Raw genomic sequence first — 24,339 nt, 5'->3', positions numbered from 1 at the left:
TATATACAACGGTTAACCGGGTACCTCCATTAAAAGATGCCCGGAGCGTTTTTAATATCCTGTATTTTGTTTTAAATTGGTATTTGCCGCAACATCACTGCTTGGTAACGGGTATATGGTACGGAAAGATTCAACACCTTTGCCACCTTTAACTCCGCCTTTGAAAGGCCACAAATAAGTATCCTCAACAAATTTTCCATAACGGATTAAATCTGTACGGCGGAAACCTTCCCAATATAACTCACGGCCTCTTTCGTCAAGGATATTATCAACTGTTAAACTGGTTAAGTTTCCGGTGATATTTCCGTATGCACGTGTACGTAATGCGTTCACATAAATTAAAGCTGTAGCAGCATCACCACCGGTACCACCACGTAAAACCGCCTCGGCATAAGTAAGGTACATCTCGGGTAAGCGGAAAATTGGAATATCCATATCGGCGAAGTCTAAACTCTGAGGTGCGCCCCCGCTTATTTTAACATTCTTGAATTTAGTTATGCCATAACCATCGTTAAAAGTGCCTATCTCGTTAATTTCAAGATTTTGGCCGCTGGTATAAAATTGTGCTCGTTTATCAGCACTTGAAGCACCGCCCGGGAATAAGTTAACCAATGCTTTAGTAGTGCGTGCTCCACCCCAGCCACCGCTAATGCCAAATTCAGATGCAGGCATTGAACCGCCTACTGGTGCATGGGTCATAAAGGTTGCACCTCCATAGCTTTGTGTATGCAGTCCGTCATAATTAATGGTAAGGATAAATTCATTGGAGTTCAAATTATTATCGGCACGCATTAACTTGGTATAATCGCTAATTAAGGAATAACCTGCGCCAATCACCTTTTTAGAATAGGTTATAGCATCAGTATACCTATCGGTACCGGTGTAAACTTTAGCATTTAAATATATCCTTGCTAATAAGGCCCAGGCAGCTGCTTTATCAGCGCGGCCATATTCATTGGTTTTAGGATCGGCTAAACCTGCGTCAATTGCTTTTAATTCGCTTTCAACATAAGTAAAAAGATCCTTGCGTGAAATTTGTTTAGGCAATGTTGAGCCCAATGCATCGGTTTCAGTTACAAATGGAGGGTTACCAAACATATCCATTAAAGTGGCATACTGGTAAGCTCTTAAAAAACGGGCTTCTGCTTTAAACCTCCGAATGTTATCAGCATCGGCGCCTGAAATGCTCCTGCTGCTTAAATTTGCATCAGATGACTGGCGGATAAAATCATTGGCAAGTGTGATTTGATACATGGAACGATAGTACAAGCCTTTTAAAAACACATTACTTGATGACCAGCTCATGTTATGGAAATCAGGAAGGCCAACGTCTCCCCATCCTATAACGGCTTCGTCAGTAGATAATTCCTGAGCACACCATAATAAGCGGAAATAATCGGAAGTGCCTTCATCTATGCCTTGAATATCTTTAGTATTATCATCACCAGCGGGGCCTTTATTACCTGTTAATGCAAAGCTTCCATAAACTTTCGCAAAAGCTTGTTTATAACCAACTGCTGTGCTATACACCTGCGCCGATGTAACATCGTTGGTTGGGAGCAGGTCGAGTTTTTTGGTACATGATACCAAACCTCCGGATATTAGCCCGGCTATTAATAATATTTTAAATGAATTACTTTTCATGTTAATTTTTTTATGATAATCAAATAATTACAGTGATAGATTTAAACCTAAAACATAAGTGCGTGGCCTTGGATAAAAGTTATTATCAATTCCATTGCTTACTTCAGGATCTAACCCTTTATATTTTGTTATAATAAACACATTCTGAACATTTGCACTTATCCGTAAGTTACCTCTGCTTCCAAATACTTTACCAAAGTTGTAACCGATGTTTGCATTATCCATTCTGATAAATGAGGCATTTTGTACATAATAATCTGATAGTACATTTTTATCATTACTGCCGCTTAAGCCGCTCTCTAATAAATTAGTTGACGCATTGTTGATAATGCCTATCGGGTTAAGAACGCTGATTTTTGTTCCTGAGCCAGAAAATACGTTATTATATGCATAATTACCCACGCTTGCCCTAGCTACAAAACCTGCCGACCATTTTTTATAAGTAACATTTGATGTTAAACCAAAGTACCCCTTAGGATCAGGGCTTTTATAATGATAAAGGTCTTGTCCGTTTATTACGCCATCGTTATTGCGGTCAACAAAAACCCCATCAAGCGGTTTTCCATCGGTTCCGTATACTTGCTGATATACATAAAATGAGTTTCTTGCATAGCCTACAGACTGAATCTGGATGTTGTTACCTGTTCCGCCAGAAATGCCGCCGGTTGGGCTACCTGCATAATTTGGATCATTTGATATGGTAAGTTTGGTGATTTTATTTGTATTGTAAGTAGCATTAAAATTAACATTCCACGTTACATCGTTGTTCCTGATGATGTCAGAGCTGATATTAAACTCTACACCACTACTTTTGGCATCGCCAATATTCGCAACAATTTCATTAGAGAAGTTGGTACCAGCCGGTTGCGAAATCTTATTCAGCAAATGTGTGGTTTTACGGTYAAAATAATCAACACTACCTGTAATCCTGTTATCCAAGAACCCGAAATCTAATCCAACGTTCGCCGCCGCGGTTTGTTCCCAGGTTCTATTGTAGTAATACCCCCCTGGTCGGTATAGACTATAAAATGTATTATCAAACTGGTATTGAGCAGTACTATTACTTAAGTTATAATAAGAAATGTAATCATAGTTGCCAATGCCTTCCTGCTGGCCTGTAACACCATAACCTAAACGTAATTTAAGATCAGATACTACTGCCGAACTTTTTAAGAATGATTCCTCTTTAATTTTCCATGCAAAGGCTCCTGAAGGGAAGGTACCAAACTTTTGATCAGGATTAAATCTTGAGGATCCGTCACGGCGTACAGTACCTGTTAAGATATATTTGTCCTGGAATACATAATTTACACGCCCGTAAACAGAGATAAGCCTGTTCTCAGGTTTATCAAATGGATAGGTAGGAGAGGTTACTACAGTTTTATCGTAAGTATAGTCGTTATAGTTGTAATTAGTGATCAGGAAATCCTGGTAAGAATAACCCGCTACCGCATCAACATGGCTCGCAATACTCTTAAGGTCTTTTGAATAGCTTAAATAGCCTTCAAAAATTTTATTTGATTGTGTTTGTTTGTAAATGTTATTAGTACCGCCATGAAATTTTCCCTGTGGGTCTTTAAAACGGTTGTATCCATTAGCGGCACTATCGGGGATAACGGTACGGCCATCACCCTTTGAAATGTCATATCCTAAGTTAACATTCGCGTGTAATTCGGGCAAAAAGTGGAATTTATAATCAAGTTGTAAATTACCTATGCTCCTGTAAACTTTGCTTCTGTTATCTTGTTGTTCCAACAAACCACGTGGGTTTAAACCTGCTAATGACCTTAATCCCGAAGTTGAGGTTGGATCAAGCCATTCATAATAGCCCCCAAAACGTTTGCTGCCGGAGTATATTGGTTTTGTAGGGTCAAAGCTAACCGCGGCACCAACAGCGCCCTCGTTTGCAAACCTTTGTTTTACCTGCGAGCCTTTTAGGTTTAAGTTGATTTTAAGGTGGTCGGTAAATAAGGTTGGATTAAGGTTAATTGCACCTGTAAGACGTTGCAACGAGCTTGTTTTTAAAATACCATCCTGATCAAGGTAACCAAAAGAAACAYGATAAGGCAAAACTTTGGTAGCACCAGAAACACTGATATTGTTATCTGTTGAGACAGCAGTTTTATAGATCTGTTTTTGCCAATCGGTATTTGCTGTACCTAATTGCGCTTGTTGGGTAGCTGTTCCGTTTGCTTTTACGTAAGCGCGAAGCTGATTTGCTGAAAGTACACTTGCTTCTTTAACTAATTTGGCTACAGAGAACTGTGAACTAAAATCAATCGCAGGTTTGCCTGATTTTCCTTTTTTTGTAGTAATTAAAATTACACCATTTGATGCTCTGTTACCATAAATTGCAGCAGCGGAGGCATCTTTCAAGATAGAGAAAGACTCTATATCATTTGGGTTGATTAAGCTCAAAGGATTTGCGGCACCGGAAATGCTGCTGTTACTTACCGGTACACCATCAATAACAATAAGCGGATCATTGCTTGCAGATAAAGAAGCACCGCCACGGATACGGATCTGGCTTCCGGCGCCAGGGGCACCACTGTTTGAAATAACTGAAACGCCCGCAACTTTACCGGCAATCAATTGTTCTGGCGTAGTAATAACACCTTTCTGGAAATCTTTTGATGTTACGTTTGCAATGGAACCAGACAGGTCCTTCTTTTTTTGTGTACCGTAACCTATAACCACAACTTCATTCAGGCTTTTACTTTCGGGCTGAAGGTTAAAATCAACTGTAACCGCAGAACCACCTACTGTAGTATTTTTCTTTGTTGTGATATAACCTAAAAATTTAGCGGTTACGGTAACGTTCCCGGTTTTAACGCCGGTTATGGTATAGTTACCATTAGCATCGGTAGTTGCACCAATGGTTGTACCATCAACAGTAACTGAAGCGCCGGGCAGGGGCGCACTGGTTTCGTCTAATACCTTACCTCTGATGCTTCCTGTTTGGGCAAATGCCATCACTGACATCATTAGAAAGGCACAAAGAAGAACGTACTTTTTTGAGTAATTTTTTCTCATTTACTTTTGGGTTTGTGTGAATAAAAAAGGCTTATTTAGCCGGTATTTAATTGGTATGATAATTTTGCTGTAATAGCACGTGACTAATTTACATTTAGAAATAATAAATGCAAATTTTATGTAAAAGATAATTTTGAAGGAATTAATTAAGATAAAATTAACTTTAATGAAATAAAAACTGGAGGTGTTTTTTGATAATTTATCGCTTTTTTTGTGGGAAATTTGTAAATAGACCAAGATTTGCATGAAACTAAGTGTAATAATTACACATTAGGCAATTTTACTAATATGCAACCAATTTCCGGGAACGTTCCCGGAATATTACATGTCAAATAAACAGTTAATAATGATAAAAAAAATATTTTTCTGCGCGTTTTGGTTTTTTGGCCAAAGTTTTTTGCTTTTTGGGCAGGTAAAAACAGTCTTTAAAACAGGCAAAATTGCCCCTTTAAAGCCTGCATCCGGGCATGTGTTTTTGGCCGGCAATTTTAATAACTGGAACCCTGCCGATAGTGCCTGGCAAATGAAACCCGATGACAATGGCGGATACCTGCTTTTAAAGGAGATGCCGAAGGGTGTTTACAACTACAAGATTACCCGCGGCAGCTGGGATGCTGTTGAATGCAATGCCGCCGGTAAAGGCATTGATAACCGAACGCTCAGCCTTGTAAATGATACAACGGTAACATTAGATATTGCTGCCTGGCAGGATAATTTTGCCGCCGCCATAAAACAGCATACAGCCACTGCACGGGTGCATATAATAAGCGATAGGTTTGATATGCCGCAGCTGGCCAGGCAACGTCGCATATGGATCTACCTTCCCAAAGATTATGTATCATCCAAAAAGAAATACCCCGTAATTTATATGCACGATGGGCAAAACCTGTTTGATGATTACTATAGCGGCTATGGCGAATGGGGGATTGATGAGCTGCTGGATAAAGTATCGCCCCAAAAAGAATGCATAGTTGTAGGTATTGATCATGGCGGCGATTATCGTATTACAGAATATGATCCTTACGATTCAAAATATGGCAAGGGCAGGGGTGCTGACTATGTTGATTTTTTAGTTAAAACCCTGAAACCATATATCGATGCGCATTATAAAACCGAGGCCGGCACAAAATATACTACCGTTGCAGGCAGCTCAATGGGGGCATTGATATCGATGTATGCCACACTTAAATATCCCGGCGTATTTGGCAATGCAGGCATATTTTCGCCGGCGTTTTGGATAGCGCCAGAGATTTATGAACAGRCTAAACAAAAACAGCCGGGTAATAAAACACGTTTTTACTTTGTATGTGGCGATGCCGAGAGTGAAAATATGGTTTCCGATATGAAAAAAATGGCCGCGATTGTACAGGAAAAAGGCATTAAGCCCCAAAACTCGCCCGTAGTGATCATTAAAGGTGCCAGTCATAACGAAAAACAGTGGAGGGGGGACTGGCCGGATTTTTATAAATGGCTTTTTAAATAGCCGGGAAGTTGGGACGTGCGAAAGACCGGAAGTGGCAAAAGTATAAAGTTTAGAATTAGCGGGTTGAAATCTTCCCCCAATTTTTCCTCCTCCTAACTTTCCGACTTGAGATTACATTTATTATCTTTCGAACTTTCCGGACTATCGGACTTTCTGACTCAAAACATGACCATAGAGGAAATATTAAAACAGTACTGGAATCATGATCAATTCAGGCCGATGCAGGCCGAGATCATCAAATCTGTTTTATTGGGTCATGATACTTTAGCTTTGTTACCTACGGGAGGCGGTAAATCTGTTTGTTTCCAGGTGCCCGCGCTGGCCAAAGAGGGGATCTGTATTGTGGTTTCGCCGCTTATAGCCCTCATGAAAGACCAGGTAGAAAACCTGAAGGCCAAAGGCATCAATGCTGTGGCAATAGTTTCGGGCATGGGATTGCGCGAGATAGACCTGGCGCTGGATAACTGCATCTACGGCTCGGTTAAATTTTTGTACCTCTCGCCAGAGCGGTTACTTTCCGAACTGGTACGCGAGCGCATCCGGTACATGAAAGTAAACCTGATAGCTGTTGACGAAGCACACTGTATTTCGCAATGGGGATATGATTTCAGACCACCATACCTGCACATTGCCGATCTGCGCGTGCTACATCCCGATGTGCCTGTACTGGCGCTTACTGCCACAGCAACATCCGAAGTTAAGCAGGATATACAGGACAAGCTATTGTTTAAAGATCAGGTTGTTTACCAGCAAAGTTTTGAGCGCAAAAATATCAGTTACGTAGTGCAAAATGCCGAAAACAAGCTTCGGAGGATGCTGGATATTGCAAAAGGTGTTAAAGGTAGCGGTATTGTTTATGTACGCAGCCGTAAAGATGCCGCCGACATAGCAAAATTTTACAATGATAACGGTATTAAAGCCGACTATTACCATGCCGGCCTTCCTATGGATATAAGGGCCGAACGGCAGGAAAGCTGGAAAAGCAACCGCATCCGCGTAATTGTTGCTACTAATGCATTTGGGATGGGTATTGATAAAGCCGATGTACGCTTTGTGATCCACAAAGATATGCCCGAAAGTTTAGAGGCCTACTACCAGGAGGCTGGCCGCGGGGGGCGTGATGAACAAAAGGCTTACGGTGTATTATTGTATACCCATGCCGATAGGTTACGGCAGGAGAAAATGTTCCTGCTTAATTTTCCATCGGTTGATGAAATTAAGCAAGTGTATCATTGCCTGGCCAATTACTACCAGCTTGCATACGAGGCAGGCGAGGGGTTAAGCTTTGACCTTGACCTGGGCGATTTTTGCAGCCGTTTTAAGCTGGATGCGATCAAAACCTTAAATGCGCTTAAATTTTTGGAAAAGGATGAATACCTTTCATTCAATGAGAGTGTGTTTCTGCCATCGCGTTTCAGGTTTGAGGTGGTGAACGAGGTGTTATATAACTTCCAGATCCAGAATGCGGGCTGGGATCCGTTTATTAAAACCCTTTTGCGCTCATACGGAGGCTCGTTTGAAGATTATGTGAGGATTAAGGAATATGACCTGGCCCGGCGTACAAACCTGAGCGTTCAGCAGGTGGTTGATGGCTTGCTGCAGCTACAACAGTTTGGCTTAATTAGTTACCTGCAGCAAACAGATAAGCCGCAGGTCACCTATTTAAAGGCCAGGCAGCAGGCAGCCCGCCTGTTCATCAACAAAAACTATATTGAAGAGCGTAAGGAAACCTACCGTCAAAAAATGGAGGCTGTTTTTGCTTACGCTATTCATCAAAAATGCCGCAGCCAGATGCTGCTGGCTTATTTCGATGAGCCAAATGCCCGTAAATGCGGGATCTGCGATGTTTGCCTGGATGAAAAACGCCAAAAAAATGCCGACGAAATATTTGATAACATCATCCATGAAATAGTGCAGTTTTTAAGCGTATCAACTCCGGATATCGGCACACTCATAACCACTATCAATGTGGGCACCGAAAAAGAGAAAATGGAAGCCATCCGCCTGTTGCTTGATGCCGGGAAGATCAAAACGGATGGGGAGAAGTATTACCTGTAAGAGGTGCAGGAAGTGGGGTTCAATGTTCGGGCTTATTAGGTTCGTAATCCATTTCTGAAGGTTGTTAAGGTAATATTCATAATTAAGCCAACAATCTCTCGCCGAAAACTCCACACCCGCACCCCGATCCATATAACCCGCACCTTTACGCTAAATTTTATCTTTATTTCACCGGGTAAAATATACTGCTTACCGACAAAAAACCGGCATACAACTATTACCCTCCATAACGCTGTAACGTTTTTTAATTGAGATCGTCATATTGGTGTATTTAAAAATATAAATAAATAATCAACTGACAATCAAAATATTAATATCATGAAAACTAACTTAATCGCCATCTTCACTGTAATAGTTTCAGTACTTGGCATCACAAATTCAACTTACGCAACAGTAGATAATAATACTAAAGCAATTGTTTTAACCGACATCAGCAACATCAACAAAATAGAAGTTTATGGCAATGTGCAGGTTTACGTTTCAACCGGCGCTGCCGACCAGGTAAAGGTTTACAACCAGTACTATGCCGAAAGTGCATTKGTTCAATCACAAAAAGGTGTTTTGAGGATCTCATCATACAAAACCGAAAAACTGGTAGTATGGGTTACCGCACAACAGCTTTCAGCAATCACCGCTTATGATAACGCCGAAGTAAAATCATTCGGAAACTTATCTGCCATTGAGCTTGATGTAAAATTGTACAACAACGCTTCTGCCGATCTGAAACTGGATGCCTACAGCGCCCGTGTTACAATGAATGATCGTTCAAAAGCCGACCTTAGCGGTAATGTACAGGAATATAGCCTGGTACACAACATATCATCAAGCGTGAACAGGACCTATTTAGTTACCAATAACGCTACAGAAAAATTAACAGGCGAAAAAGCTAAACTGGGCGAGTATGCAGGTATATAACATCACCCAAAAGCAATCTACCATAAAATATTAAGCAGCTACCCAAACGGGTGGCTGTTTTTGGTTTGAGGTAGATCCGTATTTAAAATGGCAATGCCCATGCAACCGGCAATCTTAATGTGCAAAATTTTCGTATATTTGCAAAACAAACGGAAATTTATAGCTATTTCCTTATAGCCACCCACTAATCAATTCTTATTGATCAGGGTTCATTTTTATCCCCGCTGATACCGTTGCTGCCCGGAAATTAAATTGATGATATCCTTTTCATGTAATTCCAGATACCGAACATTAGTTCCGTTGATCAGATTGATATAGGTGTAACCAGGGAAATGCACATTGTTTAACTAAATTTTAACAAACATGGCTAAATCGCAGGCAACATTCATGAAGAAGCAACTCGAAAAAAATCGTCAAAAAAAGAAAGAAGATAAAGAACAGCGCAAACAGGAGCGTCAGCAAAATGGCGGGGGCAGCGACCTGGAAAGCATGATGGCTTACGTTAATGAATTTGGCGAAATTGTATCTACTCCCCCCGAAAAGAAAGCATAATCCGTCCCCCTTTACAATATTATGTAGTGTAACAAAATGAATGTTTACACTACATAAATCATTGTATATCTCTCCCTTAAATAAATACCCAATATACCTTTGAACCTTTTTGAATTCTGATTGTCGTACTTGAAAACACAGACAATTAAAAATTATGAGGATCAATTTATATTCGTTGCTAGGCCTGGCTTTTATGGCATCCTGCGCGGCAGGCGGTAGCAATGCCGGCGGTGCCGATTCCACCAATGCTAAATCTTCACAAAAACACGCTAAACCCACCAATGCCAAAAGTGCTCCTGTGATTAATATGCGGTACTGTTTTTTCTACACCGATGGCACCCAGGCTCAGGATACCACAAAAGTAAGCATGCTGATAAACGGCGACAAAGTTACCGGCGAAATGAGCTGGCAGCCTAAAGAAAAGGATGCAAAAAAAGGGTTAATAACAGGTACACTTAACAATAACATCATTAAAGCTACCTGGACTTTTAACCAGGAGGGCGTAAAGGATACCATGAAGGTTGAGTTTCTGTTAAGAGGGAATGCCCTTGCACAAAAACCGTATAAATACGATACCCAAACCGGGCGGCAACAAACCAATAGCGCCGCCGGATTTAGTGTGCTTTACAACATGGAAAATTGTAACTGATAATTGTTTAATTTAGTTCAAAAAAAATCAGCAGAAAAATTCAATATGAAAACCAGGGACACCAGTATTTTATATCTTGTATTAGGCCTATATACCCTCATGATCAGTTGGTATTATAACCATTCGATACTTTTATTACTTATCCATTACCTCATTTGGCCGGTTTACCTTATTTATGAGCTATTGATAGGCCACCTGGCACATGGCCTGTGGAAAACGATCCCCTTATCTTATTTTAATTAATACGGCAGTTAAATAAACTTGTTATCCCCTAAAATACCTGGCCAAACAGCCGGGTATTTTTTTTAACTGCATAGGCTGTGATGATTGAAATAAAAGTAAAGACGTAAGATATGAGGGCCAGGTGTCTTGTATCTTACGTCTTAATTCTTGTCCTGGAATTTAAATTTTCTCTACCACAACGGCGGTACCATAGGCCAACACTTCGGTAATGCCCTGCATCACTTCGTTGGCATCATAACGCATATTGATGATGGCGTTTGCACCAATTGCCTGCGCGTGTTGTATTAAAAGCTGGTAAGCTTCTTCGCGGGCATTTTCGCAAAGCTCAACATAAATTGAAAGCCGTCCACCAAAAAGCGACTGAAAACCACCCGCAATATTACCCAATGCGCTGCGGCTGCGTACGGTAATACCGCGTACAACGCCCAGGTGTTTAATTATACGATAACCATCTAAACCGGTACTGGTAGTAATAAGTGAAGTATCCATTGTTTTATTTTATTAGTGATTAGAGTGTTTGTAAGGTTAAATGTTACGATAATATTTAAATGCCCATGGGCTGTTATATACTTGTTTCATCATCTTACAGCACCATAGTTCGGCATGCTGTATACTTTGAATGCGGTATCCCAAAATAAGTTCGGGATGTTCTGTTTTACTATCACTACCTGTATTTACAAAGATAAGAGCTTTGCACATGGGTTTTTACCTTAAATGAGGTATTGGCTTCAACCTCAAATGATTGGCCGCCGGTATAGGATTGCCAATCTTCTTCGCCGGGTAATAAAGCATCCAGCTGGCCTTCAATAACAATCATGGTTTCATGACTTGATGTGCCAAATTCATACTCGCCTTTTTCAATTACCCCAATGGTACTGCGGCCTTCGGCACTGGTATAGGCCAGCGATTTTACCGCTCCTTCAAAATATTCGTTTACGTTAATCATACTCATAATTTAAGCGACTAATATCCTTAAATAAAACCATTTGTTTTATAAATATCGACCACAAATTAACAAGCCTAAAATTGCCGAATGTTAAAATATGTGAAAAAGTTAACTTTGGTTGTAATTATTAATCTGCAAAGAGCGTTATTTGCATAAAATCTGCAAAGCGAATGTTTTGCATAAAATTTATATATGAGGAAAATTCAACTTATTGTTCTGTTACTTATATCGGCTATATACTTCCAAAGCTGTAAAAAAGACGTTGTTACTACCGCTTCTACTACCTCTGATAAAATCCTTGCTGCAAATATTAATGGTGTTGAATGGTACCCCGATACGGTAACCGCCCGCATCAGCTTTAATGACGCTACAAAAGTAAAAACCTTTTTTGTAACAGGTACAGCCAATTCAAAACGTGTAACCTTTAGTATAAACGTATTAAACAGTACAAATGCCAATAGTTTTCCTTTAGCTACTTATAAAGTAGATGGTACCAGTAATGTAAGCATGACTTATTATACGCTGCAGAAAAATGCTTCAGGCGATTACGTATACACCCAAACAGGCACAGTTGAACCAGGCTCCGGGTCGGCTACCATAACTGCTATCGATACCGTCAAAAAAGTTATAACAGGTACTTATGCCTTTACCGCTAAAAAGGTTAATTATGATAGCGATGGTAATTATGTATCTATAGAAATCTCGCAGATCCTGTTAGGTTCTTTCACTAACCTGCCTTATACATTTGGAGATAATAATCAATAACTTTATTCCGGAGAAAAAATATAATAATCGTTTTAAATTTTTAAAACCCTTCTGTATTCATAACAGAAGGGTTTTTCTTTATATAGAAATTTTATAACCGGCAAACTATACGCCAGGCCGTGTCGGTGTTGGCGTAGGGGGCGGACTCGGATTTGGCGTAGGTGTTGGTGTCGGACTTGGATTTGGTGTAGGCGTCGGATTCGGATTTGGCACTGGCGCAGGTGTCGGACTTGGATCTGGCACAGGTGCAGGTACCGGACTCGGATTTGGTACAGGTGTTGGTGTTGGACTTGGATCTGGTACAGGTGTTGGTGTAGGCACAGGTGCAGGAGTTGGTGCTGGCGTTTTTGGTTTTTTCTTCTTTTTCCCCGGTATCGTATCAGTAATCATATTTGTTTTTTTGATGGTTAGCTGGTTGTTTTTAAGTTCGCCGCCTGCTTTATAGTTAGCGGCAAATACTACCGGGACAGCAAATGATAATGCTAAAGCTGCGGCTGTTATTCTTAAATTTTTCATAGTAATTTTTCTTTAAACGGTGAAAAAATTAACTTTTAATATAATAGCCGACAGCCAGAATTGTTTTAATTGTTTGAAAAGATGGTAGTTATGCAATTATAGATTGTTATGAAAAACACAAAAAAGGAGGCTGGGTAATTTACTTACCGGTTGGTTTTTTTGCTTATCCAAACAATTTATAGTTTAAAAGTATTATGGCTTTGTATGGCATCATCAAACAAGTCTATTTACAGCGCGCTGGTGGCAAATTTGCTTATTGCCTTAACAAAATTTATAGCGGGTTTTTTTAGCAACAGCGCCGCTATGATAGCCGAAGGCGTACACTCGGTTGTTGATACAGCTAACCAGGTGCTATTACTTTTCGGATTGAGACAAAGCCGGAAAAAACCAGATGCCACGCATCCGTTTGGATATGGTAAAGAACTTTATTTCTATTCGTTCATTGTTTCTATATTGATATTTGGCCTTGGCGGTGGTGTTTCCATTTTCCAGGGCATCTACCATATTATTCACCCGGATATACCTGGCAACCCAACGTGGAATTATGTTGTTTTGGGCATATCTGTAATATTTGAAGGCTCATCATTAGTAATAGCGGCAAAAGAGTTTAATAAATTACGGGGAGACAATACCTGGTGGCGGGCCATCACCAAAAGTAAAGACCCATCAACATTTTTAGTTTTGTTTGAAGACAGCGCCGCAGTAATAGGCTTATTTATTGTTGCAATTTGCATGTACCTGGGTCATACTTATCATATTGATTATCTCGATGGCCTGGCATCGCTGCTGGTAGGGATATTGCTCATCTGCGTATCGCTAATATTAGCCCGCGAAAGCCGCAGCCTGCTCATGGGCGAGGGGATAGGCGCCAATACTAAAAAAAGAATTACAGAGATTGTGGAACAAGATACAGATGTATTAAAACTGATGCATATCCTGTCAACCTATCAATCTCCAAACGAAATTGTGTTGATGCTGATTATCGCCTTTAAAAAAGAGCTCAATACTGCGGGTATCAACGAGGCTATCGACCGCATCAGGAATTTAGTGAAGGATGAATATAGCCTGGTGCATTTTTTGATCATCCAGCCCGAAATTTATATTGATAAGGTAGATCCTAATGTGCAGACGTATATTTAGGAACTGTTAAAATAAATATCTAAGGGTTTAAAAAAAAAGGTATAATGCACTTTTAAACTAAGTGTCGTTATGGCAAGTAAATCAACAGTAATTCAGACCCCTCAGGGCATTTTAAAAACAATGAGGATTATACATCCTGCGTTGTTAGTTGGGCAAACCTTGTTTGCGGTTATTGGTCTGTTGACTAATAAAAACCCCATTTTTTTTGATGTAAACAATAATAAGCATGATGTTTTTTTTTATATAGTTCCTGTTTTTGCTGCAGCGGCAACACTTTTCAGTGTAGTTATTTATAAAAGAATCTTATCCCGGATATCAGCTGGAATTTCACTAATAGAAAAGATGAAAATCTACCAAATGGCTTTAATTAGAAGGTTCGCTTCCTTAGAAGGATCTTCTTTATTTGGAATAGCGGTTTTTTTAACAACCGGAAATTTATTTTACTTAATGATATCTGTTTGTTTAATGGCTTACTTTATATTCCTGCGTCCAAATGTAAATACCATAGAAGTAGGTATGCAATTGACGTATGAAGAAAAACTGGAACTTGAATAGCCAATATGTAATTTAAACATTGTGAGGGCGCTTTTGGCCAATGAATATTTACGTAATGGATGCCCATTTCATCTGGACACAAACTGGCTATCCATAGCAATAATCTGCGCCTTATAAGCTGCAGGCAGCAGGGCATTGCGTAAAAAGGTTTCCACTTTTATCAGCCTTAAAAATTGGTAAGCCCAAACAACAGCCAGCAGCCACGGTATTTTACCTAAGCTCAGGTGTTTGCGCACCAAGGGCGGTACAACCAGCAACTGGGCCTGCTTTAATACCTGGTAACGCGCCGGCCCAAGGTGTTTTTTGTATTGACGATACAGATCGAGCGTGAGTTTACCGCTTACCAGGTTTTGTTGCAGGTGCTCGCTACGCATAAGCTGGTATGCGGCATAGCTGGCAGGTAAACCGGTAAGCTGCATGCGCAGGCCAACGCGGTTAAAAACATCAAACGCTTCAATTTTCTCGGCTTCGGTAAGCTTGCGTTCCAGCAGTTCGTAGGAGCGGATAGAGAGATCGATGAGCAAAAACAATACATCACGGTAAGCCCAGTCGGGTATTTGCGCCCCGCGACTGGTTTCCACTCCTTTGTGGATGGCGTTGATCCTGTCGATAGCTTGTAAAGCCTCCTCCTGTTGCGAGAAAATGATCTGCCTGGAATAAGCAACTGTAGAGAATAGCCGCGCCAGCGGATCGGCAGGCAGCCGACCGGTAAAATAAAGCCAGTCTACAGCTTTGTTTAGGGCAAACTCGGCGGCAGCTCCCGCAAAAATAAACAGGATGGTATCGGCCTTGCCCCAGATCTTTCTTACTATCGAATCCTCACTTACAAAATAAGTCATGTTTTAATGTTGAATGATTTGCAGGTACGCAGCTGCCAACCGTGTTTTCTAAAAAATATCCTTTATTAAATATACATACAAAAGTACTTTGTATTACAAAGTAAATGAAAGTATTTTGAAATTGCAAATGGTAAGTGTTGCGGTAACCGGGGGGAGGGTAAAAAGGGAATAGGGGTGAAATTAGAAACCTTCACAAGCAAAAAATTATGCTGCCGATGCGGTTGGTCTATAAATCATATATTTAATCCATATAAAACCGAAATGCAAAAATCTGAACTTGAAAAAATGATTTCCGGCGAACTTTATGATGCCGGGGATGCTGAATTAGTTGCCGGCCGCTCAAGGGCACGCAAACTGTTTACGCAATATAACGCCGCCGGCTATGATGATAAAGAAACCAAACGCGCTATTTTAAAGCAACTGTTGGGTGGTTTCACAAACGCTGTCGACATCCAATCGCCATTTTATTGCGATTATGGTTTTAATATTTTCGCTGGCGATAACCTGTTCCTCAATTTTAATTGCATTATACTGGATTGCGCCCGTGTATCCCTGGGCGACAATGTTTTTATGGCGCCCAATGTGCAGCTTTACACCGCCTACCATCCGGTAGTAGCCGCCGAACGCATAAAAGGCCCCGAATATGCTGCGCCCATCACTATTGGCAATAATGTATGGTTGGGCGGTGGTGTAATTGTATGTCCCGGTGTTACCATTGGCCAAAATACCACTATTGGAGCAGGCAGCGTTGTAACCAAAAACATCCCGGCCAATGTGGTGGCGGTTGGGAACCCGTGCCGGGTAATAAAGGAATTGTAGGGGTTGTTTGTGTGTATACATCTTCCGGACCCTATCGATACTTAAAAACGATTGTCATTTCTTTTATTATAAAGATGCGTACAAACAGTAGCTTTGGGTAAGTGCCGGTAATTTTTAAAACTTTCGTTCCAGGAATTTTAATTAAAGCAAATGAGTAGTCAAAACCACATTCCTACCTTCGCTATCAGCGGTATGGCCCCGCTTATCCAGGTGTTTGATATGCCCGCATCACTCCGGTTTTACCGGGATATACTGGGTTTTAAAATAATGGCATCGTCAGGCGAGGGTGATGATGTAGACTGGGTATTGCTTAAGCTGAATGATATTGAGTTTATGCTGAATACAGCTTATGAAAAACCAGGCAGACCAGATACGCCCGATCTTATACGTATAGCCGCGCACACAGATACTTCATTTTATTTTGGCTGCCCCGATACCGACGCATTGTATGCTCATTTGCAAAAAAAAGGCATCAATGTTAATAAACCTGTTATTACTAAATACAACTGGAAAGCCCTGGATGTTAAAGATCCTGATGGGTACCTGCTTTGCTTTCACTGGCCGGCAGAGGAGGGCTAAACGTTATTGCGGAAAATATAGATGAAGAGTGTTTCCTTTCCCATTTTCCTCAATAACCGGATAAAAATATGATGGCGATCACCTTAACCAATGGTAAAACAATTGGTGTTGAATTAATGTTTTTTACTACAGTGTTATTAATGTACTTTTAACCAAAATAGTTGTATAAATTAACCTGCGAATATTTCGGGCTTTTTGCAGCTTCATAAAGCAGGTTAGCTATACAGCATTAATGAAAAAAGAGGGTAGGGAAAGTACTTCATCGTTACAGTTTCCGGTTGTTGGCATAGGGGCCTCGGCCGGTGGATTAGATGCGGTAAAATCTTTTTTAAAGGCCCTGCCGGCTAAGTCGGGCATGGCCTATGTTTTTATTCAGCACCTAAGCCCCAGTCATGAAAGTATTTTACCCGAGATATTACAAAAAGTAACGCCTTTTCCCGTTCAGCAGATCACTGATAATATTCATCTGGAGCAGGATAATCTTTATATTATCCCCGCCAATAAAATAGTAACAGCAACAGATGGCATACTTAAGCTTACACCGATAGATAAAAAACATAAAAAAAGTAATACAATTGATGTTTTCTTTTCTTCGTTAGGGGTTATTCATCAAAGTTATGCTGTAGGTATTGTGTTATCCGGCGCTTTAAATGATGGCACACTTGGCTTACAGGTTATTAAATCATACGGTGGTTTAACGTTTGCCCAGGATGAGGGTTCGGCCGCGTTTGACAGCATGCCAAACAGTGCGGTTAAAGCGGGTGTTGTTGATTTTGTTTTGCCGCCACAAAAAATAGCCGAGCAACTGATAGCCATCAACCACCCTTTTCATACAGAGTATTCCAGCCTCGAAATTGCAGATACGATACCCGAGCAGGATAACGAAACATTTAAGCAAATACTAACGGTATTGCGTGTTCGGCGCGGGGTAGATTTCACCTATTATAAACAAAGCACCTTAAAACGCCGCATTATAAGGCGAATGGCATTAAATAAAATTGAGCAGCCGGCTAATTATCTTGTTTTTCTGCGTGAAAACAAGAGTGAGCAGGATGCTTTATATAATGATATGCTTATCTCGGTTACCAACTTTTTCAGGGATGCGCAAAGTTTTGAAGTTTTGTGCCGCGAGATACTACCGGCACTGGTCAGCAAAAAAACGGCTAATGATGCGTTAAGGATCTGGGTAGCCGGATGCGCTACAGGCGAAGAAGCCTATTCAATGGCTATCTGTTTGCAGGAGCAGCTTGGCGACAAAGCCGCCGCCATGAAGATCCAGGTATTTGCTACTGATATTTCTGAAACTGCTATTGCAAAAGCCCGCACCGGTATTTACCGGCAAACCGAGGTGGAGGGTATTTCTTCATCCCGGCTGCAACAATTTTTTGTTAAACAGGATGGTACTTACCAGGTAAGCAAAACCATCAGGGATATGTGTGTATTTGCCAGCCATAACCTGCTTAAAGATCCGCCATTTTCAAAGATCGACCTGGTGAGTTGCCGTAATGTGATGATTTACCTGGAGCCCGTTTTGCAAAAAAAGGCATTGGCTACTTTTCACTATGCATTAAATGAGGATGGGTACCTGATGCTTGGTAAATCAGAAACCATTGGAACCAATACCGATATTTTTAAGGTATTTAATGGTGCGGAGAAAATATATACCAGGAAAGGACCAATTGGCCGGTTTATGGCAGTAAATTCGCCTGGCCGGGAGCAAAATTTTAGGGAGATAGATAAAAATCTTCAAAAGGTGAGCACCGATAAGGATGTTTTTAAGATAGCCGATGAAGCCATGCTTGCCAGCTTTATGCCGGCCTCTGTTTTGGTAAACGAAAAATTTGATATCATTCAGTTTAGGGGGGCTACCGAAACATGGCTTATTCCGCCCATTGGTAAACCCAGCTTCAACCTGCTCAAAATGGCCCGTGAAGGCTTATCATTTGAATTGCGGAATATTTTATATACAGCAGCAAAAACCAACCTGCCTGCCCGCAAATTCGCTGTGTTTTTTAAAGTGAACGGTTTACAGCATTTTGTTAATTTACAGGCTATCCCGCTTAAAGATACCATTGAACCGTATTACCTTATTGTTTTTCAAAATGCCTCATCAATAGGCGTACAGCACGTTCCGGATGAGGTAAATCCTGCACGTGCCAATGCAAGCTATGATGAAAGCGACCTGCGTGTTGAACAACTGGAAAAAGAACTGGTACAGGCCCGCGCCGATATGCGCGCCATTACCGAGGAGCAGGAAACAGCTAATGAAGAATTACAAAGTGCTAATGAAGAGCTGCTATCCGGAAGCGAAGAACTGCAAAGCCTGAACGAGGAGCTGGAAACCTCCAAGGAAGAACTGCAAAGCACCAATGAGGAGATCATGATCGTGAATAGGGAATTGCTGGACAGGAACGATCAGCTAAACAATGCCCGCCTGTACACAGAAGGTATTGTAAAAACCATTCGCGATCCGTTACTTATTTTAGACAGCGACCTGCGCGTAAAACGTGCTACAAGCGGATTTTATAACAAGTTTAAGCTTGATGAAAAGCAAACAGATGGTTATTACCTATACGAGCTTGGCGAGCGTCAGTGGGATATACCCGAACTTAAAGAGTTGCTTGAAAACATACTCCCCCAAAAAAAAGAACTGGAAGATTTTGAAGTAGAACAAGTGTTCCCTGCAATAGGAAAACGTTTCATGTGCCTTAATGCCAGGCAAATTGACAATGTAAATGGCGAACAGCTTATTTTGCTTTCAATTGAAGATATTACTGATAAAAGAAAAATTGAACAGGGTCTGGCTGAAGTTGAACGCTTGTTAAACGAAAGCAAAGAACGGCTAAAGTTTGCGGTCGACTCGGCAGGCCTGGGTACCTGGGATTATGCCCCTCAAACAAAAGAGTTGATTTGGGATAAACGTTGCAGGGAAATATTTGGTTTATCACCAACAGCCAGCGTTAATGTAGCCGCGTTTTTAGAAAAGATCCACCCTGATGATCTTGTCCGTGTGGAGGATAGCATAAACGAAACACTTCGTGAGCGGCATTCCGAAGAGTTTGATATTGAGTTCAGGACCATCCCTATCCAGGAAAAAATTAAATGGCTTAAAGCAAAAGGCCGTGCCTATTTTGACAACCAGGGCATCTCCATTCGATTTATTGGAACCTTACTGGATATAACAGCTCAAAAACTTATTGACGAAGCTACCATGGAATTGTTGGGCAAAAAGGATGAATTTATTAGCATAGCCAGTCATGAATTAAAAACGCCGGTTACCAGTTTAAAGGCGATACTGCAAATTATTGAGCGCGCAACCCAGATGAAGGAGGAAATGAAACCTTTGCATGCCTTTGCACAAAAAGCCAATAAACAGGTTGATAAACTTACCGAATTGATTAAAGATTTATTGGATGTTACCAAGATCCAATCGGGAAAACTGGAACTAAGAAAATCCGATTTTATCCTGGAGGACTTAATAGCTGAATGTATGGACGAATTACAAAATAATTCGCCAACCCATCAGATCATATTAGAGGGTGAGGCCCGTTTGCAGATCTATGCTGATAGGAATCGTTTGGAACAGGTTTTAATCAACCTGATCTCGAATGCCATAAAGTATTCTCCAAAAAGCGATAAAGTGATCATTAAAACTGAAAAGTTGAACGAAGGGATCAAAATAGCTGTCACCGATTTTGGTATCGGAATTCCAACAGATAAGTTACCATTACTTTTCGACCGCTTTTACCGGGTTGATCAAAACTCTAAAAAATATGCGGGATTAGGATTGGGCTTATTTATTTCATCCGAGATCATCAAACGGCACGACGGTTATATTGATGTTGAAAGCGAAGAAGGCAAAGGATCAACCTTTTGGTTTGTAATACCAGGTTGATTGGGTGTTAACTGATACCGGATTTTTAATTATCATTTATAGTGTTTGAACTTCTGCGAGCTTGTAGTTCGTGGATTGTACGATTTTAGCTTTCAGCTGAGTTAAGCCGGGGGCTTCCCCGCAACCGGCTCCCCGCAACCGATATCCACATCAGTCCAACTTTTCCACAATGCCCTAAAACCGCAGCCAATGCATTAACTTTACCCGATTAACAAAAGGAGTAAACCGCTTGGCTAAAGATACTACCAAAGAAACCCCCTTAATGCAGCAATACAACGCCATAAAGGTGAAGTACCCCGGTGCTTTGCTGCTGTTCCGCGTGGGTGATTTTTACGAAACATTTGGCGAAGATGCCATTAAGGCCGCTGGTATACTGGGCATTGTACTTACCCGCCGTGGCAATGGTGTAGGTACGCATATCGAGTTGGCAGGCTTCCCACATCATTCGCTGGATACCTACCTGCCCAAGCTGGTACGTGCCGGGCAGCGTGTAGCCATCTGCGATCAGCTTGAAGATCCCAAAACCACCAAAACCATTGTTAAGCGCGGCGTTACCGAGTTGGTGACACCCGGCGTGGCTACCAATGATAATATACTTAACCAAAAGAGTAACAACTACCTGGCATCGCTGCACTTTGAAAAAAATACTATTGGCATAGCCCTTATAGATATTTCAACAGGTGAGTTTCACACGGCGCAGGGTAACAGCGATTATATTGATAAGCTGCTGCAAAGCTTTTCGCCATCGGAGGTGATCTACCCTAAAAGCCGCACCCGCGATTTTAAGGACAACTACGGTGACCGGTTTTATACCTACGCCCTCGACGAATGGCCGTACAGCGGCGATTACGCAACCGAAACGCTGCTTAAGCATTTCGGCGTAAAATCCCTTAAGGGTTTTGGTATTGATAAGCTTAACCTTGGCATTATTGCCGCGGGGGTAGCCATACATTACCTTAATGAAACAGAGCATCGTAACCTGCAGCACATCAGCGCCATTGGCAGGATTGAAGAGGACAGGTATTTATGGCTGGATAGATTCAGCGTACGCAACCTGGAACTGGTGGGCTCAACCAATGACAATGCCCTTACCCTGGTTGATGTACTTGATCATACCTGTTCGCCCATGGGGGCCCGCCTGCTACGCCGCTGGATAGTGATGCCCCTAAAAGAGATTAAACCTATCAACGATCGTTTAGGCGTGGTAGAGTACATGATTGAGCATGAAGAGCTGCGCGAAAACCTGCAAAACCACATCCGCCAGATTGGAGACCTGGAACGGCTGATCTCTAAGATTGGTTTGCAAAAGGCCAATCCCCGTGAGGTTAGTCAGCTTAAAAAAGCACTGATGGCAATCGGCTCTATTAAAAAAACAGCCGAAACATCAGAGAGTTTACCATTACGCGCCATAGGCGAGCAGCTTAATCCCTGTGTGCTTATCTGCGAAAGAATAGAACGTGAGCTGCATCCCGAGCCGCCGGTGATGATTGTGAAAGGCTCGGTGATGAATGAGGGAATCAGCGAGGAATTGGACAGGCTGCGTAAAATAGCCTTCGGCGGTAAAGGTTACCTGCTGGAGATACAGAAACGTGAAGCCGAAGCTACCGGGATCCCCTCTTTAAAAGTATCATTCAACAATGTATTCGGCTATTACCTTGAAGTTACCCACAGTCACCGGGATAAGGTGCCGTCGGAGTGGATCCGTAAACAAACGCTGGTAAATGCCGAGCGCTATATAACCCCCGAACTAAAGGAATACGAAGAGCAGATCCTGGGAGCCGAAGAAAAGATCCTGGCGCTGGAAACCCGCCTGTACAACGATCTGCTTTACTCACTTGCCGAATACATTAAGCCGATTCAACTTAATGCACAGCTGATAGCCCGTTTGGATGTGCTGCTTAACTTTGCTACCATATCCATTAAAAACTACTATGCAAAGCCCGAGATGAACGAAAGCCGGGTGCTCGATATTAAAGGAGGGAGGCACCCGGTTATTGAAAAGAACCTGCCGCTGGGCGAGAGTTATATCACCAATGATGTATACCTCGATTCGGAAACCCAGCAGATCATCATCATTACCGGGCCCAATATGGCGGGTAAATCGGCCTTGTTAAGGCAAACCGGGTTGATTGTGCTGATGGCCCAGATGGGTTGTTTTGTGCCGGCCAAATCGGCTTCTATAGGTCTGGTAGATAAGATCTTTACAAGGGTAGGGGCATCAGATAATCTTTCGTCAGGCGAATCAACCTTTATGGTGGAGATGAACGAGACTGCCAGTATCCTCAATAACATATCCGACCGGAGTTTGATCTTGCTGGATGAGATTGGCAGGGGCACATCAACCTATGATGGTATTTCCATTGCCTGGTCAATCGCCGAATACCTGCATAATCACCCGGCAGCCAAAGCTAAAACCCTGTTTGCCACCCACTACCATGAACTGAACGAGTTGAGCAATACTTTTAACCGCATCAAGAATTTTAATGTATCGGTAAAAGAGGTTGGCCAGCAGATTATTTTCCTGCGTAAGCTGGTACCGGGCGGCAGTGAGCATAGCTTCGGGATTCACGTAGCCAAATTAGCCGGGATGCCGCAAAAGGTATTGAGCCGCGCCAACGAAATACTAAAAAAACTCGAAAACGAACGTACCGGCGGCGAACACATCAAAGAAAGCATCCGCAAGGTGCAGAAGCAAGCCGTACAGATGCAGATGTTCTCGATTGATGACCCCGTACTGGTAAAGATCCGCGATACGCTGAACAATCTTGATGTAAATACCTTAACACCCGTAGAGGCCCTGATGAAACTGGATGAGATTCAAAGGGTGATAAAAAGTTAGATGCTTGTAATTTGAAAATTTGGTAATTTGAGGATTTGAAAATCAGGAAGGCATCATTTTCAAATTGACAGATATTCAAATTTTCAAATTGTGTGGATATGTTAAAAACATCCGCCTTATTCACTCGCGCTTAAATTCTATTTTTACCGCATGACCAAACATCGCCTTCTTTTATATTGCTTCGTTTTGTTTTTTGTGCCGGTAATTTTTACCTCCTGCCACTCGCGCAAAGCCGCTATGAGGGGGCAGCCGGGTGACGTGGTGAAGCCTAATGCTGATATTGCATCCAAATACGCCGAAATTATGGGCGTAAGYAAAAGCGATATTGAAAACGGCAGGTTATATGCTTTTATTGAACAGTGGATGGGCACTCCCTATAAATTTGGTGGCCTGGATAAAGACGGGGTTGATTGCTCCGGACTGGCTTTTCTTTTGGAGCAACAAGTGTATGGTATTACTATTCCGCGCATGACGAGCCAGCAAATTACTGTTATCAAGCGTAAATATGAGGACGAATTAAAAGAAGGCGACCTGGTTTTCTTTGATTTTGATGGCAGGCAGTTTAGCCATGTGGGAGTATACCTTCAAAACGGATATGTGGTTCATGCCAGCTCAAGACGTGGGGTTATCATTGTAAAACTGCGCGATCCTTCTTTATACAAATACTTTTCCAGGGCGGGCTCCGTTGATGAAGCCACTGTGTCGACTAATTAGTGAGTGGTGAGTGGTGAGTGGTGAGTGGTGAGTGGTGAGTGGTGAGTGGTGAGTGGTGAGTGGTGAGTGGTGAGTGGTGAGTGGTGAGTGGTGAGTGGTGAGTGGTGAGTGGTGAGTGGTGAGTGGTGAGTGGTGAGTGGTGAGTGGTGAGTGGT

20 protein-coding genes are annotated in these 24,339 nt (G+C 41.8%); 14 read left to right on the top strand and 6 right to left on the bottom strand.

What is annotated here, in order from left to right; genetic code table 11:
- Positions 1-51: 51 nt before the first annotated feature.
- Together AC1DO4_RS09115 and AC1DO4_RS09110 are read right to left on the bottom strand one after the other, a co-directional pair.
- Positions 52-1,644 (bottom strand): RagB/SusD family nutrient uptake outer membrane protein, encoded by a 1,593-nt coding sequence (locus AC1DO4_RS09115; protein WP_477415018.1) that lies wholly within the window; start codon positions 1,642-1,644, stop codon positions 52-54.
- A 27-nt stretch (positions 1,645-1,671) separates the two neighbouring features.
- A complete protein-coding gene (locus AC1DO4_RS09110) occupies positions 1,672-4,677 on the bottom strand; it encodes a SusC/RagA family TonB-linked outer membrane protein (protein ID WP_477415016.1) in 3,006 nt (1,001 codons plus the stop codon).
- Positions 4,678-5,023: 346 nt separating this feature from the next.
- Between AC1DO4_RS09110 and AC1DO4_RS09105 the strand changes: the two genes are divergently transcribed.
- From AC1DO4_RS09105 to AC1DO4_RS09080, 6 genes are all read left to right on the top strand, one after another.
- Positions 5,024-6,160 carry an alpha/beta hydrolase-fold protein gene (locus AC1DO4_RS09105; RefSeq protein ID WP_477415014.1) on the top strand — a complete coding sequence of 379 codons (1,137 nt, stop codon included), beginning with the start codon at positions 5,024-5,026 and terminating at the stop codon, positions 6,158-6,160.
- 165 nt (positions 6,161-6,325) lie between these two features.
- Positions 6,326-8,218 carry a RecQ family ATP-dependent DNA helicase gene (locus tag AC1DO4_RS09100; RefSeq protein WP_477415011.1) on the top strand — a complete coding sequence of 631 codons (1,893 nt, stop codon included), beginning with the start codon at positions 6,326-6,328 and terminating at the stop codon, positions 8,216-8,218.
- Between the two features lie 318 nt (positions 8,219-8,536).
- A complete protein-coding gene (locus AC1DO4_RS09095; protein WP_477415009.1) occupies positions 8,537-9,133 on the top strand; it encodes a GIN domain-containing protein in 597 nt (198 codons plus the stop codon).
- 363 nt (positions 9,134-9,496) lie between these two features.
- A complete protein-coding gene (locus AC1DO4_RS09090) occupies positions 9,497-9,685 on the top strand; it encodes a hypothetical protein (RefSeq protein WP_477404423.1) in 189 nt (62 codons plus the stop codon).
- Between the two features lie 154 nt (positions 9,686-9,839).
- Positions 9,840-10,334, top strand: coding sequence for a hypothetical protein (locus AC1DO4_RS09085; RefSeq protein ID WP_477415007.1), 495 nt, complete (start codon positions 9,840-9,842; stop codon positions 10,332-10,334).
- 45 nt (positions 10,335-10,379) lie between these two features.
- A complete protein-coding gene (locus tag AC1DO4_RS09080) occupies positions 10,380-10,577 on the top strand; it encodes a hypothetical protein (protein WP_477404427.1) in 198 nt (65 codons plus the stop codon).
- A 159-nt stretch (positions 10,578-10,736) separates the two neighbouring features.
- On the opposite strand, the gene AC1DO4_RS09075 is transcribed toward AC1DO4_RS09080, so the two are convergent.
- Both AC1DO4_RS09075 and ppnP read right to left on the bottom strand, forming a co-directional pair.
- Entirely contained in the window at positions 10,737-11,066 is a 330-nt protein-coding gene (locus AC1DO4_RS09075; RefSeq protein ID WP_477415005.1) for a YbjQ family protein, read from the bottom strand.
- A 175-nt stretch (positions 11,067-11,241) separates the two neighbouring features.
- Entirely contained in the window at positions 11,242-11,529 is a 288-nt protein-coding gene (gene ppnP / locus AC1DO4_RS09070) for a pyrimidine/purine nucleoside phosphorylase (protein WP_477404431.1), read from the bottom strand.
- A 186-nt stretch (positions 11,530-11,715) separates the two neighbouring features.
- On the opposite strand from ppnP, the gene AC1DO4_RS09065 reads away from it, so the two are divergent.
- A complete protein-coding gene (locus AC1DO4_RS09065; RefSeq protein ID WP_477415003.1) occupies positions 11,716-12,288 on the top strand; it encodes a hypothetical protein in 573 nt (190 codons plus the stop codon).
- Between the two features lie 105 nt (positions 12,289-12,393).
- On the opposite strand, the gene AC1DO4_RS09060 is transcribed toward AC1DO4_RS09065, so the two are convergent.
- On the bottom strand, positions 12,394-12,804 hold the full coding sequence (locus tag AC1DO4_RS09060) for a hypothetical protein (protein ID WP_477415001.1): 411 nt from the start codon (positions 12,802-12,804) through the stop codon (positions 12,394-12,396).
- 204 nt (positions 12,805-13,008) lie between these two features.
- Between AC1DO4_RS09060 and AC1DO4_RS09055 the strand changes: the two genes are divergently transcribed.
- Together AC1DO4_RS09055 and AC1DO4_RS09050 are read left to right on the top strand one after the other, a co-directional pair.
- Positions 13,009-13,944: a cation diffusion facilitator family transporter gene (locus AC1DO4_RS09055; RefSeq protein WP_477414999.1), complete on the top strand. Its 936-nt coding sequence runs from the start codon at positions 13,009-13,011 to the stop codon at positions 13,942-13,944.
- A gap of 69 nt (positions 13,945-14,013) precedes the next feature.
- On the top strand, positions 14,014-14,499 hold the full coding sequence (locus AC1DO4_RS09050; RefSeq protein WP_477414997.1) for a hypothetical protein: 486 nt from the start codon (positions 14,014-14,016) through the stop codon (positions 14,497-14,499).
- A 68-nt stretch (positions 14,500-14,567) separates the two neighbouring features.
- Here AC1DO4_RS09050 and AC1DO4_RS09045 read toward each other — a convergent pair whose 3' ends face one another.
- Complete coding sequence (locus AC1DO4_RS09045) at positions 14,568-15,338, bottom strand: oxygenase MpaB family protein (protein WP_477414995.1); 771 nt, start codon at positions 15,336-15,338, stop codon at positions 14,568-14,570.
- Between the two features lie 261 nt (positions 15,339-15,599).
- On the opposite strand from AC1DO4_RS09045, the gene AC1DO4_RS09040 reads away from it, so the two are divergent.
- From AC1DO4_RS09040 to AC1DO4_RS09020, 5 genes are all read left to right on the top strand, one after another.
- Complete coding sequence (locus tag AC1DO4_RS09040; protein ID WP_477414993.1) at positions 15,600-16,157, top strand: sugar O-acetyltransferase; 558 nt, start codon at positions 15,600-15,602, stop codon at positions 16,155-16,157.
- A gap of 150 nt (positions 16,158-16,307) precedes the next feature.
- Positions 16,308-16,736 carry a VOC family protein gene (locus AC1DO4_RS09035; RefSeq protein WP_477414991.1) on the top strand — a complete coding sequence of 143 codons (429 nt, stop codon included), beginning with the start codon at positions 16,308-16,310 and terminating at the stop codon, positions 16,734-16,736.
- 232 nt (positions 16,737-16,968) lie between these two features.
- Positions 16,969-20,631, top strand: coding sequence for a CheR family methyltransferase (locus AC1DO4_RS09030; protein WP_477414989.1), 3,663 nt, complete (start codon positions 16,969-16,971; stop codon positions 20,629-20,631).
- A 229-nt stretch (positions 20,632-20,860) separates the two neighbouring features.
- On the top strand, positions 20,861-23,470 hold the full coding sequence (gene mutS / locus AC1DO4_RS09025) for a DNA mismatch repair protein MutS (RefSeq protein WP_477414987.1): 2,610 nt from the start codon (positions 20,861-20,863) through the stop codon (positions 23,468-23,470).
- A 150-nt stretch (positions 23,471-23,620) separates the two neighbouring features.
- Complete coding sequence (locus AC1DO4_RS09020; RefSeq protein ID WP_477414985.1) at positions 23,621-24,184, top strand: C40 family peptidase; 564 nt, start codon at positions 23,621-23,623, stop codon at positions 24,182-24,184.
- Positions 24,185-24,339: the final 155 nt, after the last annotated feature.

Source organism: Mucilaginibacter sp. P5_A6 (assembly GCF_056400585.1).
The sequence above is the reverse complement of the archived record's forward strand: the minus strand, read 5'-3'. Positions and strand labels throughout refer to the sequence as shown.